This is a genomic window from Ensifer canadensis, from assembly GCF_017488845.2.
GTDB classification, from domain to species: domain Bacteria; phylum Pseudomonadota; class Alphaproteobacteria; order Rhizobiales; family Rhizobiaceae; genus Ensifer; species Ensifer canadensis.
On sequence record NZ_CP083370.1, the window covers coordinates 1,552,593 to 1,565,872 of the forward strand.

At 62.6% G+C, this 13,280-nt stretch carries 14 protein-coding genes; 7 read left to right on the top strand and 7 right to left on the bottom strand.

Annotation, left to right across the window (positions count from 1 at the left end; all coding sequences use genetic code 11):
- Window positions 1–161: 161 nt before the first annotated feature.
- The 5 genes from J3R84_RS07625 (at window position 162) to J3R84_RS07645 (ending at window position 5,055) form a co-directional block, all read left to right on the top strand.
- A complete protein-coding gene (locus J3R84_RS07625; protein ID WP_025427128.1) occupies window positions 162–629 on the top strand; it encodes a peroxiredoxin in 468 nt (155 codons plus the stop codon).
- Between the two features lie 20 nt (window positions 630–649).
- Entirely contained in the window at window positions 650–1,519 is an 870-nt protein-coding gene (locus tag J3R84_RS07630) for a ferritin-like domain-containing protein (protein WP_057208648.1), read from the top strand.
- Window positions 1,520–1,567: 48 nt separating this feature from the next.
- Window positions 1,568–2,899: a M23 family metallopeptidase gene (locus J3R84_RS07635; protein WP_025427130.1), complete on the top strand. Its 1,332-nt coding sequence runs from the start codon at window positions 1,568–1,570 to the stop codon at window positions 2,897–2,899.
- Between the two features lie 198 nt (window positions 2,900–3,097).
- Window positions 3,098–4,609, top strand: coding sequence for a DEAD/DEAH box helicase (locus J3R84_RS07640; protein WP_025427131.1), 1,512 nt, complete (start codon window positions 3,098–3,100; stop codon window positions 4,607–4,609).
- An 8-nt stretch (window positions 4,610–4,617) separates the two neighbouring features.
- Window positions 4,618–5,055, top strand: a complete 438-nt coding sequence (locus J3R84_RS07645; protein ID WP_025427132.1) for an NUDIX hydrolase — start codon at window positions 4,618–4,620, stop codon at window positions 5,053–5,055.
- Between the two features lie 15 nt (window positions 5,056–5,070).
- On the opposite strand, the gene J3R84_RS07650 is transcribed toward J3R84_RS07645, so the two are convergent.
- From J3R84_RS07650 to J3R84_RS07680, 7 genes are all read right to left on the bottom strand, one after another.
- Window positions 5,071–5,388: a TfoX/Sxy family protein gene (locus J3R84_RS07650; protein WP_025427133.1), complete on the bottom strand. Its 318-nt coding sequence runs from the start codon at window positions 5,386–5,388 to the stop codon at window positions 5,071–5,073.
- A 4-nt stretch (window positions 5,389–5,392) separates the two neighbouring features.
- Window positions 5,393–7,009: an NTP transferase domain-containing protein gene (locus tag J3R84_RS07655; RefSeq protein WP_057208650.1), complete on the bottom strand. Its 1,617-nt coding sequence runs from the start codon at window positions 7,007–7,009 to the stop codon at window positions 5,393–5,395.
- Window positions 7,006–7,713 (bottom strand): XdhC family protein, encoded by a 708-nt coding sequence (locus tag J3R84_RS07660; RefSeq protein WP_057208654.1) that lies wholly within the window; start codon window positions 7,711–7,713, stop codon window positions 7,006–7,008. Before J3R84_RS07660 ends, J3R84_RS07655 begins: the two co-directional genes overlap by 4 nt.
- A 3-nt stretch (window positions 7,714–7,716) precedes the next feature.
- Entirely contained in the window at window positions 7,717–8,049 is a 333-nt protein-coding gene (locus J3R84_RS07665) for an XdhC family protein (RefSeq protein WP_057208657.1), read from the bottom strand.
- Window position 8,050: 1 nt separating this feature from the next.
- Window positions 8,051–9,328, bottom strand: a complete 1,278-nt coding sequence (locus J3R84_RS07670) for a vWA domain-containing protein (RefSeq protein WP_057208659.1) — start codon at window positions 9,326–9,328, stop codon at window positions 8,051–8,053.
- A gap of 2 nt (window positions 9,329–9,330) precedes the next feature.
- A complete protein-coding gene (locus J3R84_RS07675; protein WP_057208662.1) occupies window positions 9,331–10,260 on the bottom strand; it encodes an AAA family ATPase in 930 nt (309 codons plus the stop codon).
- A 122-nt stretch (window positions 10,261–10,382) separates the two neighbouring features.
- Window positions 10,383–10,832, bottom strand: a complete 450-nt coding sequence (locus tag J3R84_RS07680) for a flavin reductase family protein (protein WP_082523666.1) — start codon at window positions 10,830–10,832, stop codon at window positions 10,383–10,385.
- A gap of 339 nt (window positions 10,833–11,171) precedes the next feature.
- Here J3R84_RS07680 and J3R84_RS07685 point away from each other — a divergent pair, with 339 nt between their 5' ends.
- Together J3R84_RS07685 and J3R84_RS07690 are read left to right on the top strand one after the other, a co-directional pair.
- Window positions 11,172–12,260, top strand: coding sequence for a branched-chain amino acid ABC transporter substrate-binding protein (locus J3R84_RS07685; RefSeq protein WP_057208667.1), 1,089 nt, complete (start codon window positions 11,172–11,174; stop codon window positions 12,258–12,260).
- Complete coding sequence (locus J3R84_RS07690; protein WP_084814276.1) at window positions 12,257–13,264, top strand: P1 family peptidase; 1,008 nt, start codon at window positions 12,257–12,259, stop codon at window positions 13,262–13,264. The genes J3R84_RS07685 and J3R84_RS07690 overlap by 4 nt, the downstream gene beginning before the upstream one ends.
- The last annotated feature ends 16 nt before the right edge of the window (window positions 13,265–13,280 follow it).

Genomic DNA, 13,280 nt, shown 5'->3' on the forward strand with positions numbered 1-13,280 from the left:
CGTGGGTTTCGTGTGCGCGAATGCCGGGCAAAGGGTCTTATCGACGCAACCCGTCCGGAACCTGTCAAATCTAGCACAAATCCGCTGGACTGCGGTCGCCGATTCTCGATATGCCCTAGCCGGCGATTGTTCACAAAACTTGGCGCAAGGAAGGTTTATTCATGGCAAGCCTCACCCCCGGAGATCTCGCTCCCGACTTCACGCTTCCCCGTGACGGCGGCGGCACGATTTCGCTTTCTGCCTTGCGCGGGCGTCCGGTCGTCTTGTTCTTCTACCCCAAGGACGACACGAAAAGTTGCACCTTGGAAGCGATTTCCTTCACCGAACTCGCCTCCGAGTTTGCCGCTGCAGGCGTTGAGTTGATCGGGCTCTCGCCCGATTCGGTGAAACGTCACGATCGCTTTGCGAAGAAATATGATCTGGCAGTCACGCTTGCTGCCGACGAGGAAAGATCCGTCGTCAACGCCTATGGTCTATGGGTGGAAAAGAGCCTCTACGGGCGCAAATATATGGGCGTCGAACGCACCACCTTCCTGATTGCCGCCGACGGCCGGATTGCGCGCGTTTGGGAGAAGGTCAAGGTCAATGGCCACGCCAATGAAGTGCTCGAGGCCGCCAAGGCGCTCTAAGTCAAAACGACGAGGCCGCAATGAAGACGCTTCCCAACTTTCACAGTCTACGCGGCGCTGCCGTTGAGGCGATCAGTGCTGCCGACCTGACCGTCAAGACGGAACTGGCCCAGGAAGCGGCACGGCGCTGGCAGCGCCGTGCGCTGTCGCTGCGTTCGCCGCTGGATCGCCCCGTTCCTCTGCGTCCGGGTCGGCCGGAAAGGCCTGTTCTGACGCCACCCACGCAGGTGAAGAAGCGCTCGCTCGGCTCGCTCAAGGGCCGGATCGCGCTCTTGCATTCGATCGCCCATATCGAACTCAACGCCGTCGATCTCGCGCTCGATATCGTCGCCCGCTTTGCGTCCGAATCGGTGCCGAATTCGTTTTTCGACGGCTGGATGAAGGTTGCATTCGAGGAGGCCAAGCATTTCCGCATGGTTCGGCAGCGCCTGAACGACCTTGGCGCCGACTATGGCGACCTGCCCGCGCATGACGGGCTCTGGCAGGCGGCGCACGACACCCGCAACGATCTGACCGCCAGGCTGGCCGTCGTCCCGCTTATCCTCGAGGCGCGCGGGCTCGACGTGACGCCGGCGCTGCAGGCGCGCATGCGCGAGACCGGAGACTTCGAGACTGCCGCGGTACTCGACGTCATCTACGAAGACGAGAAAGGCCATGTGGCCGTCGGTGCCAAATGGTTTCGTTTCCTGTGCGCGCGGGAGCGGAAAGATCCGGCAGCGACTTTCCAGCAGCTCGTTCGCGCCAATTTTCGAGGTCCCCTCAAGGCGCCATTCAACGATATCGCCCGCGCCGAAGCCGGGTTGACGCCATCGTTCTATCGCTCGATGACGGCTTCCACAACCTCTCGTAGCGCGAGCACTCAACCAAATATTAACCCTAACGAAGTGTAATGCCCGTCAAGCAATGCGAGACAATTCGCACATGGCGGGAGCGGTGGAGTGTCTGAACGTTCGGCAAATCGCACCTTCGGAAATCGCGCGCAGAATCACGTCCTGATCCTGGCGAGCGGCGACAAGGTTCGTCACATGACCGTGCGTCCTTGGATGGCGGCCCTTGCCGTTTCTGCAGCCGGTGTGTTCAGCATCGGTTACCTCGCCGCCACATCCTACCTTGTTCTTCGCGACGACCTCATCGGTGGCACGATCGCCCGCCAAGCGCGCATGCAGCACGAATACGAAGATCGAATCACCGCGTTGCGAGCGCAGGTCGATCGCGTTACGAGCCGGCAGTTACTCGATCAACAGGTGGTCGAAGAGAAAGTCGAAAAGCTGCTTCAGCAGCAGCAGGCGCTTTCTTCTCGAAACGGCAAACTCGGCGCGCTGATCGAACGGGCTGAAAATTCTGGTCTGTCGACCGATTTCACCCAACCTGCACCGGTCGAACCCCTCGCCTACGAAGAACGTGCCGATGCCACGGGCGGTGTGCAGGCAATCGAAAAACTGATGGGGCTGAGCGGCACACAGGGTGCCGCGCCCGCCCGAGTTGCGGCCCTCGCCTATGCCCGGCCTGCCACGGTTGAAAGCACCTCCGATCGCGCCGATCGGCTTTTTTCGAAAGTGACGCTCTCGCTGAAGGATGTTGAGCGCGACCAGATGTTGCGGCTTGAGCAACTGACCGACGGAGCCGCCAAAACGTCCGAGGCGATCCGCAAGATCGTCGGTCGCACAGGTGTTGCCCTACCAGAAAATGACGTCGCCGAATTGCCGCCCTCAGATGAAACCACCGGTTCCATAGATAGCGCGATCGGCGGACCTTTCGTAGAGCCCGTCAATGACGATGGCTTCGGTCGATCGCTTGCCGCGCTTGACTCGGCGCTTGTCGAGCTCGAGCGGACGCGCGCACAGGTCCGGGAGTTGCCATTCGGCAACCCGTCGCCCGCAAGTGATATCACCAGCGACTTCGGCAACAGGCTCGATCCCTTTCTCGGGCGGTTGGCGCTGCATGCGGGCATAGACTTTCGCGCCACCGTCGGCACCCGCATCCGCGCGACGGCTCCGGGCACCGTGACGACTGCCGGGCTGACGGGTGGCTATGGAAACATGGTCGAGATCGATCATGGCAATGGCGTTTCCAGTCGCTATGCCCATCTCTCGACGGTGCTCGTCAAGGTCGGCGACCGGATCAAGGCCGGTGATGTCGTTGCCAAGTCCGGCAACACCGGTCGTTCGACAGGCCCGCACCTGCACTATGAGGTCAGGCTGAACGGTCAGGCAGTCGACCCCATGCGGTTTCTCAACGCCAGCAGCAAGCTCGCGAGCTACATGAAATGAGCATCATGCCGACCCGCTCGGCCCGTGCTACTTGACAAGAAACGCAACAGATTCGTTGCCATCAACCTTTTCCAGCTTCAACGTGCTGGATTTCTTGACTTTCGACGGCATTCGGCTTAAGAGCCCGGCCACGCGGTGGTGTGTTTTCCACCGATCGAGCAGTGTTCTTCCCGAACCGGAACGGAAACAGATTTCCCTTTGACCAATTTTGCTGACCTTGGCCTTAGCCAAAAAGTTCTCTCCGCAGTTACCGATGCGGGCTACACAATCCCGACCCCGATCCAGGCTGGTGCCATTCCCCCGGCACTGCAGCGCCGTGATATCCTCGGCATCGCGCAGACGGGAACAGGCAAGACGGCATCCTTCGTGTTGCCGATGCTGACCCTGCTCGAAAAGGGTCGTGCACGTGCGCGCATGCCGCGCACGCTGATTCTGGAGCCGACGCGCGAACTGGCGGCCCAGGTTGCAGAGAACTTCGACAAGTACGGCAAGAACCACAAGCTCAACATCGCACTTCTGATCGGCGGCGTCTCGTTCGACGAACAGGACCGCAAGCTGGAGCGCGGCGCCGATGTGCTGATCTGCACGCCCGGCCGCCTGCTCGACCATTTCGAGCGTGGCAAGCTTTTGATGAGCGGCGTCGAAATCCTGGTCATCGACGAAGCTGACCGCATGCTCGACATGGGCTTCATTCCTGATATCGAGCGCATCGCCAAGATGATCCCGTTCACGCGCCAGACGCTGTTCTTCTCGGCAACCATGCCGCCGGAGATCCAGAAGCTTGCCGACCGCTTCCTGCAGAACCCGGAACGGGTCGAAGTTGCCCGTCCGGCATCGACGGCACAGACGGTGACGCAGCGCTTCGTCGCGACGCACGCGAAGGATTACGAGAAGCGCGCCGTGCTGCGCGATCTGATCCGCGCCCAGGACGAGCTGAAGAACGCCATCATCTTTTGCAATCGCAAGAAGGATGTCGCCGACCTCTTCCGGTCGCTCGAGCGTCATGGCTTCTCGGTTGGTGCTCTGCATGGCGACATGGACCAGCGCTCGCGCATGGCCATGCTTGCCGGCTTCAAGGACAACAACATCACATTGCTGGTCGCATCCGATGTTGCTGCCCGCGGCCTCGACATCCCCGATGTCAGCCATGTCTTCAATTTCGACGTGCCGATCCATGCGGAAGACTATGTTCACCGCATCGGCCGTACCGGCCGTGCTGGCCGCTCCGGCGCGTCCTTCACGCTGGTGACCAAGCGCGACACGAAGTTCTCCGACGCCATCGAGAAGCTGATCGGCCAGAAGGTCGAGTGGCTGAACGGTGATCTGTCGAACCTTCCCGAGCCGATGGAAAGCCACGACACCGGTCGCCGTGAACGCGGTCGTGACGGTCGCAGGGACCGTAATAAAAAAGATGGGGACCGGGCGCCACGTGGCCGTTCCGATCACAAAACCGATACGGTTCGTGCCGATAGTGAGGCCGAAATTGAAGCAGTCGTGGAAAGGGTAGAATCGGTGAAACCGGCACGCAACGCAGAGACGAAGCAGAGCAACGGCCACCGTCCGGAACGTCCGGTCCGCGCGGCAAACCCTGCCAATGACGACAACCGCGATCGCCGCAGCCGCCACCGTCGCGATCACGACGACGGCCCGACACCTGTCGGTTTCGGCGACGAAATCCCCGCATTCATGCTGATCGCCGGCAAGGCCTGATCCTATCAATGGGTCGGCCAGGCATCGACTTTCCGGGCTTCGGTTGCGGACTAGCGATCATGCGCGATGGCAAGCTGTTGTTGTGCAAGCGTTTGAAGGCGCCCGAGGCCGGCCACTGGAATATCGTGGGCGGCAAGGTCGATCACATGGAGCGCAGCGAGCTTGCTGCGCGCCGTGAGGCGGAAGAGGAAAGCGGCCTGTCTATCCGCTCGACCCGCTTTCTCTGCCTCAGCGAACAACTGATCGAAGCAGATCGTCAGCACTGGATCTCGATGATCTACGTGACCGACGACTTTTCGGGCGAACCGCAACTGACCGAACCGGACAAGCTTTCCGACATCGGCTGGTACGATCTCGATGCCCTGCCCCAGCCGCTTTCGCGGTTTGCCGCCGACGCCGTCCGTGCCATTCGCGTGCAGACGAAGGCGCTGGTTGACGCCAATTAAACTCCGTCGTCGATTCTATTTTTTGGCCCGCAGCGACGCCTCATAGGCAAGCCTGACCCACCGCGCCATTTCGTCCGGATCGTCGTACGCTTCTTCCGGGATGCTCCAATAGGGCATCTTCACCGTTTTCCCCTTGCCGTCATAGGCCCATTGTCTGGATCCGGCCGCTTCGAAGGTCGGGCCTGTCCTGTCGTCGCCCTTCAGCAATATTTCGCCATCGACTTCAAGCGCGAAGATGATGCCTTCGAAATAGACGCCCTTGCCGCCGAACATGCGTTTGATGGTCACGGCCCCAAGCGTTTCGAACATCTCTTCGATTGCCGCATTGTCCATGCTGTCACTCCTCCAATATGCCGCCGGCAGCGATGATCTGCTCCGGTGTGTCGAGGTCGAGACGCGCAGCTGCTCCAAGCTCGACGTCGACCACCGGCAGGCCACATCTCTCGACGATATGCCTTGCGCCGACATCGCCAACCAGCTGGCTGATGGCAGCAAATGTCTGGCGCGGCAGGATAACCGGGTTGCCGCGCTGGCCATCGGCCGTTGCTCGAATCACTGCCCGCCCGCCTTCAGCGGTAAATGTATCGACGAGCCGGCGCAGATCGCCTGCCGTTATCCCGGGCATGTCGGCGAGCATCACCAGCATGCCGCCCGCTCCTTGATCGAGTGCCGAAAGCCCTGATGTCAGCGACGATGCCATACCGGACATGTAATCGGGATTGGAAACGAGCGTCACCGGCAAATCGCCGAGTGCAGCGCGGATTTCGGCCTCCCGATGGCCGGTGACAACGATCACCCGGCCGATATCGGCTGCAAGCGCGCTGACGACGGTGCGACGGATGAGGGGCACGCCACCGAAGGTCGCGAGCAGCTTGTGGCCGCCCTCCGGCCCCATGCGGCTTGCACGACCCGCTGCCAGCACGACGGTTTCCACCGGGCCCAGAGCTTTGGAGGCAACGGGCTCTCGCGGCTGCGGGCGGGTGGGTATCTCCTTCAGCAGGCCGCCGACGCCGAGCCCGGTAATGTCATGCGGGCTTGGCCATTCGCCGGCGAGGATGCGATCGAGCACCCAATCGAAGCCGTTTTCACGCGGGCTCCGCGCACAGCCGGGCGCTCCGACCACCGGCACCGTGCCGACGCGGCCGAGCACGATGAGATTGCCGGGATCAACGGGCATGCCGACATGATCGACAGTGCCGCCCGCAAGGCGGATGGCGGCCGGAATGACATCATCCGAATCGGCAACCGCCGACGCGCCGAAGACGACGATGAGGTCGTGGTCTGCCTTCAAATCGCCGATGGCTGCAGCCACGGCGTCTTCCGTATGGGCGACGCGCCGCTCGGTCGTTAGCCGGCTTGCGGATTGCCGCAGGCGCGCAGCCAGCACGGCATGGGTCTTGTCCATGACCTGGCGCTTCAGCGATGGCAACTCGGTTGCTATTAGTGCCGCGTCGCGCGGGGCGAAGGGTTTGACCTCGAAGGTTGTGTGTTGGCGTAGCAGCGTTTCCGCCTTCGCCACGAGCGAGCCTGCCACCGCAAGCGGGATGATCTTGATCGTCGCCACCATGTCGCCGGGCTGCACCGGCACATGATCTGCAAGACAGGCGAGCGTGATGGCCGGGTCGATGCGGTTCAACCGGTCGACGGTGTCGCGGGTGGCGACGAACAGTCCGTGTACGCGGGAATAGATGTTTACGCGGCCGGTTGCCGCTGCCGAGAACCGCAGATGGTCGGGCGCGATCGCCGCAGCGATCCGGGCCGCCGCTTCATCCTCCAGCAGATCGCCCCGATCCGGCTGGGCGACGATAACTTCGTCGGTGCCCGCCTGAACCAATGCAGCAATATCGGCTGAGGTCAGGACGTGCCCCTTCGGCAATCGAAGATCGCCAATCTTGACCGCGTGCGCAAGCACGGTGCCTTCGGCCGCTGAAACACTGAGGCTCCCAAATCTCATCGATGCTCCTCGCTGCCGGGCATGATATCCCGGCGCCTGAGCGCTTCGATGATTTCGGCAAGGATAGCAAGGGCGATCTCCGCTGGGCTCGCCGCGCCGATGTCGAGGCCGATTGGCGCCCTGATCCGCGCGATCGCATCGTCGGTTAGCCCCAGGCGACGCAGGCGTTCGACGCGGCCTGCATGGGTCTTTCTGCTGCCAAGCGCACCGACATAGAAACAGCCGGCATCAAGGGCCGCCCGGATCGGTTCGTCATCGATCTTCGGATCATGCGTGAGGGCGACCATGGCCGTGAACCGATCAAGCGGCCGGACGTTGAGAACATCTTCGGGCCACTCCGCTATCAGCTCTACGCCAGCAAAGCGCTCGGCCGTCGCAAAGGCCGTGCGTGGATCGATGATAGTAAGGTCGAAGCCTGCGATGGGCGCCATGCGCGCGAGCGCCTGGGAGATATGGACGGCGCCGACAACCAGGATGCGCGGTGGCGGCAGGTAGACATTGAGGAAAAAGGACCGCTCACCTACGACGATCATTCCGGGCTTGCCGGAGCGAAGTGCTGCCGCCATCGCCTCGGTCCATTCGGCCGGACAGCGCTCGCCTGCGACGCAGAGCACGCTTTGGCCGGTCTCGAGATCGCTGAAGACAACAGCCGCTTGCCGCCGCGTCCGGGCTGCATTCAATGCCTGAAGGGTTGTGAGGTCCATGGCTCAGCCGTCAACCCGCTCGACAAGCACCCGGATCCGGCCGCCACAGGAAAGACCGACACGCCATGCCGTCTCGTCGGCTACGCCGAATTCCAGGATCCTCGGATTTCCCGTCTCAATGATATCAGCGGCTTCGCTGATGACAGCACCTTCGACGCATCCGCCGGAAACGGAACCTTCGAAATTGCCGGCACCGTCAATCACCAGATGACTGCCGACCGGCCGCGGCGCAGACCCCCAGGTTTCGATCACCGTTGCAATCGCTACTTGGCGGCCCTCGCCAGCCCAGACTTCGGCGACGGCGAGCGGATCGAGGACGTCAGCTGATACCTGCATTTTACTTGCCTCCCAGCAAGGCGCGATGCTCGCTCATGAACCGTCGAGGGTCGGCCTCTCCGGACCTTTGACCCGACAGCGATCTGACCAGCTCGCCCACGGACTCAAGATTGTGCACGGCACGGAATTCGTCAACATGCGGCAGCATCGCCTTGACGCCGCGCGCCCGCGCCTCGAAGCCGTCGAACCGCAACAGCGGATTAAGCCAGATCAACCGACGGCAGGATCGATGCAGGCGATCGATCTCCTGCTCAAGCTCAGTTGTATCGTCCCGCTCGAGCCCGTCAGTAATCAAGAGCACGATGGCGCCCTGCCCCAGGACGCGCCGCGACCAGCGTCGGTTGAACTCATGCAGGGTTTCGCCGATGCGCGTGCCACCCGACCAGTCCTTGACCGCGGAGATGCATTCGTCGAGCGCGACATCCGGGTCGCGGTTTCGCATCGGTCGCGAAACATTGGTCAGCCGCGTGCCGAAGAGGAAGGTGTGAACGCGCTGGCGCTTTTCGCTCAGGGCATGGAGAAAGTGTAGGAAGATGCGGGTGTATTGGCTCATCGAGCCGGAAATATCGGCAAGCACGACCAGCGGCGGATGAACGAGACGCCGTTCGCGAAAGCGCGGCAAGATCAGTTCGCCGCCGAAGCGCATCGCATCGCGCATCGTCGCGCGCGGGTCGATCCGGATTTGCCGCGCCGAAGCGCGGTACCGACGCGTACGAACCCGATCGAGCGGCAGCACCAAAGACGATAGCGCCCGCCTTGCTTCGGTAATCTCGGCAGCCGTCATCTGGGCGAAATCGGCTTTGCGGAACAGCTCCCGCCCCGAAACCGTATAGCGCGCATCGACCTCGATCTCGGGTTCGTCACGTGGCGGCCGGGTGTCATCGTGGCCGGACATCAGTGCGTCGCTGACGCGCGTCTCGCCGGCCTGTCGGCGCTGGCGCTCGCTCTCGCGTTGCGGCGCGAGCGGAGACATCATCGCAATCATTTTCTCGACGAGGCCGCGCGAGCGCCAGAACAGGCGAAACGCCTCGTCGAACACGGGCTGGTCCTCGTGGCGCTTGACGAAGATGCACTGAAGGGCGGCGTAGAATTCCTCGCGGGCGCCGATGCCGATCAGGGTCACCGCGTCGATGGCGTCGGCCACCGCCCCGGGTCCGATCTTTATCCCGGCGCGTCGCAGGGCGCGGGCAAAGTACACGATGTTGTCGGCGAGCTTTCCGTCACCGGGCGGGATCGGCGGGAGAATGGCACCGTCAGGCGAATGTTCTCCCGGCTCCATCGTCAACCGGCCGCCAGCAATTCGGCCTTGACCTCGGCGAGCAGCTTGCGCCCCTCGGCTCCGTCGATCCTGGCGATGTCGTCCTGGTATTTGAGCAAGGTGCCGAGCGTATCGGCGATCGTTTCGGGGTCGAGCGCGAGCCGGTCGAGCTCGGTCAGGGCCGTTGCCCAGTCAATCGTCTCGGCGACACCCGGGTTCTTGAAGAGAGCGATGGTGCGAAGCCGCTGCACATAGGCGATGATTTCGCGCGACAGGGCGGCGTTGCAGCCCGGAACCTTGCGGCGGATGATTTCGAGTTCCTGTGTTGCCTTCGGATAGTCGACCCAATGATAGAGGCAGCGCCGCTTCAAGGCGTCGTGGATCTCGCGCGTGCGATTGGTGGTGATGATGACGATAGGCGGCTCAATGGCACGGATGGTGCCGAGTTCAGGAATGGTGACCTGGAAATCCGAGAGGACTTCGAGCAGGAACGCTTCGAAGGCTTCATCCGTGCGATCGAGTTCGTCGATCAGGAACACCGGCGCCCGCCCGTTCTCAGCGGAAATCGCCTGAAGTACCGGGCGTCGAATGAGAAATCGTTCGGAGAAGATGTCGCTTTCGACCCTGCGTCGGTCGACCGCTCCGGCCGCTTCCGACAACCGGATCTCCAGCATCTGCGCAGGGTAGTTCCACTCATAGACGGCGGAGGCGACGTCGAGCCCCTCGTAGCACTGCAGGCGGATCAAAGGCCGATCGAGGGCACGAGCCAGCACCTTGGCAATCTCGGTCTTGCCGACACCGGCCTCGCCCTCGAGAAAGAGCGGGCGTTTCATCCGCAACGCGAGAAACAGCACGGTCGCAAGCGCCGTGCCGGCGAGATAATCCTGTGCCTCCAGCATCGCCATCGTTTCATCGATGGATTGGGGCAATACGCCTGTCGCCGGTGCCGTCATGCATCCTCCGCCACGGCCAGTTTCAGTTGTAAGCTATTTCGGTTGAAGTAATGCCTTTATATCAGCAAGTTGCAGGCGTTTTCTCAATCAAGCGCAGAGAGTGAATTACGCCTCGTGAAAACCTACAGCGAGTGATATCCGCGGTCTACATAAATGAGCGGCGGGCGCGGCGGGCCAAGCGCGACGTCCACGACCTCGCCGAACAGCACCAGATGGGTCGCAATGGTCTTGACCTCGATCAGCCGGCAATCGAACGCGGCCGTCGCATTGACGAGGATCGGCGAACCGGTTGCCAGCTGCCTCCATTGGCCAAGCGCAAAGCGACGATCCATGTCGAGCTGGTCACGGCCGGAAAAGGCGTGGGCGAGCGCACGGTGTTCGTCACCGAGCAGGTTCAGCGCAAAGCTGTCGCCGCGCACGAAGATGTCGTTGCGCGGGTTGGCGCCGTTCAGGCAAACGAGAACGGTCGGCGGACTGTCGGAAACCGAGCAGGAAGCAGTGACCGTGACGCCGCGGCGCTCGCCGCCACTGGCAGCGGTGATGAGCTGCACGTGGCCGGCCAGGCGGCTCATGGCGTCGCGATAACTTATCGGGTCCAGTCGGGTTCTCTCCAACACATCTCTCTCCGGGCGAGGTCAGGCACATATAGACGCTGGCGTAAATTATGAAACCCGCCGGCTGGAGATTCTTGCAGATCCGCGACATGGCCATGGCGCGGATCGGATGCCCGTTGTTTCCACTCGCATCTTTTCCTTTGACGCCGGTGGCCACATCCTTAAAACATGCGGCCACTACAGCGCTGCGGGTGATTGAGTTCATGCCAAGGATTGCGGTAGCATTTTTGGACTCGCTGCATAATCTTTCCTTGAAACCAATCCGAGCTTGGGAATTATGCAGTAGCGGGGAATTGCATGCTTCGATCGATCGTTTTGAGCCTCATCGTAGCGGGAATGGCGCAAGCCGCACCTGCCGCCGCTGCCGGCGTCAAGGTCGCGGTCGTTGCCCCCGTTGAAGGGCCATTTGCCCTTCTCGGCAAACAGATCATCGATGGCGCCTCTTTCCAGGCCGGCGATCGCGGCAGCGAAATCGTCGTCATCCCGGAAACATGCGACGCGGCCGGTGCAGAAGCGCTGACCAAGGCGCTTGTGGCAGCAGCTGCAGAGGCGGCCATCGGCTTCCTCTGCGTCGAGAGCCTCGACGCGACACTGCCCGCCCTCGCCGAGGCCAATATACCGGCGGTGACGTTGAGCGTACGGTCCGACATCCTGATGGAAGACGTACTCAAGAAGCATTGGCCGCTGTTCCGCCTGGCGCCGAGTGGCAAGGCCGAATCGGCAGCCGTCGTTGCTGCGATCACCGCGCGTTGGAAGGACAAGCCGATCGCCTTGATCGACGACGGCACGATCCATAGCCGCGAACTGGTCGAGAGCGTGCGCGCAGCGCTCGGCGAAATCGGATTGACCCCGGTCTTTACCGACACCTATCGGCCGGCCCAGGAACAGCAGATCAATCTTGTACGGCGGCTCGTCAAGAGCGGCGCCACCCACGTTTTCACCGGCGGCGACCGGCAGGATACTGCCGTGATCGCGCGCGACGCGCAGGAGGAAGGCGCGAACCTCACCTTGCTCGGCGGTGACACGCTGAATGCAGCCGACGTGGCCGAGCCGCTCACCGATGGTGTCCTGGCGCTGACGTTGCCCGATGCGGCGCGGTCGCCCGAAGGAAAGCCCATAGCCGAGGCGATGCGTGCCGCCGGCATCGAGCCCGATGGCTATGTGCTTCAGGCCTTCGGCGCCATGTCTGTTCTCGAGCAGGCCAAGGACCAGGCCGAGAAGGATGAAAAGCCGTTGACAGAGGCCCTGCTCAAGGGGCCATACCAGACGGTTCTTGGGCCGATTGCTTTCAATGCGGGGCATGAACGCGCCGACAACCCCTATCGCTTGATGCAATGGCAGAGCGGCCGCTTCGTGCCGGTTGCCGACGCCGCCGGAGTGCAATGATGCTGCCTGGTCCACGCAACCTTATCACCGACGTCGCCGGCCTTTCCGTCGGCAATGCCGAAGATCATCGCTTGAAATCGGGCGTGACTGCCATCGTCTGCGATCCGCCGGCAACGGCCGCCGTCCAGGTGCTCGGCGGCGCGCCCGGCACGCGCGAAACGGATCTTCTCGAACCGCACAACACCGTGCAGACAGTCGATGGTATCATTCTGTCCGGCGGGTCAGCGTTTGGGCTGGATGCCGCCTCCGGGGCGCAGGCGGCGCTCAGGGAAATGGGACGTGGGTTTGTGATCGGCCCGCACCGTGTGCCGATCGTCCCGACCGCCATCCTGTTCGACCTGATCAATGGCGGCGACAAGGATTGGGGGCAGTTTCCGCCCTACCGCGAACTTGGGTATGAGGCTGTACAAAAGGCTGACGCTGATTTTGCCACCGGCTCGGTCGGTGCCGGCACTGGCGCCTTGACCGCGACCTTCAAGGGTGGCCTTGGCTCCGCCTCAATCGTGCTGCCGAACGGCATTACCGTCGGCGCGCTCGTGGCCGTCAATGCTTTGGGTTCTGCGACTGTCGGCAGCACCCGGCACTTCTGGGCCGCCCCTCACGAGAAACAGGACGAGTTCGGTGGGCTCGGCCTTCCCCACCCCATGCCGGCGAATGCATCCGAGGTCCGCACGAAAATGGGCGCAAACTTGTCGGCCGCCGCCAACACCACGATTGCGGTCATCGCCACAGATGCGGTGTTGACCAAGGCCGAGGCCAAGCGCCTGGCGATCGCCGCGCATGATGGCTTCTCGCGGGCAATATGGCCGGCGCACACGCCGCTCGACGGCGACCTCATTTTCGCCCTTGCCACCGGCGCAAGCGGCCGGACGCTGGAGCTCGCAGACTTCCTCGAGCTGGGTGCTGCCGCCGCCGCGACGATGGCGCGCGCGATCGCCCGCGGCGTCCACGACGCCACACCTGCCGAAAACGATCCCGTGCCGTCATGGTCGAGCCGCGACTAAAGCGCGATTAGCACCG

Coding starts and splice junctions, on each gene's coding strand:
- J3R84_RS07645 (WP_025427132.1), top strand. CDS start 4,618: ATGGGTCGGCCAGGCATCGACTTTCCGGGCTTCGGTTGCGGACTAGCG.
- J3R84_RS07650 (WP_025427133.1), bottom strand. CDS start 5,388: ATGGACAATGCGGCAATCGAAGAGATGTTCGAAACGCTTGGGGCCGTG.
- J3R84_RS07680 (WP_082523666.1), bottom strand. CDS start 10,832: ATGAGCCGCCTGGCCGGCCACGTGCAGCTCATCACCGCTGCCAGTGGC.
- J3R84_RS07630 (WP_057208648.1), top strand. CDS start 650: ATGAAGACGCTTCCCAACTTTCACAGTCTACGCGGCGCTGCCGTTGAG.
- J3R84_RS07685 (WP_057208667.1), top strand. CDS start 11,172: ATGCTTCGATCGATCGTTTTGAGCCTCATCGTAGCGGGAATGGCGCAA.
- J3R84_RS07655 (WP_057208650.1), bottom strand. CDS start 7,009: ATGAGATTTGGGAGCCTCAGTGTTTCAGCGGCCGAAGGCACCGTGCTT.
- J3R84_RS07670 (WP_057208659.1), bottom strand. CDS start 9,328: ATGGAGCCGGGAGAACATTCGCCTGACGGTGCCATTCTCCCGCCGATC.
- J3R84_RS07675 (WP_057208662.1), bottom strand. CDS start 10,260: ATGACGGCACCGGCGACAGGCGTATTGCCCCAATCCATCGATGAAACG.
- J3R84_RS07690 (WP_084814276.1), top strand. CDS start 12,257: ATGATGCTGCCTGGTCCACGCAACCTTATCACCGACGTCGCCGGCCTT.
- J3R84_RS07625 (WP_025427128.1), top strand. CDS start 162: ATGGCAAGCCTCACCCCCGGAGATCTCGCTCCCGACTTCACGCTTCCC.
- J3R84_RS07665 (WP_057208657.1), bottom strand. CDS start 8,049: ATGCAGGTATCAGCTGACGTCCTCGATCCGCTCGCCGTCGCCGAAGTC.
- J3R84_RS07660 (WP_057208654.1), bottom strand. CDS start 7,713: ATGGACCTCACAACCCTTCAGGCATTGAATGCAGCCCGGACGCGGCGG.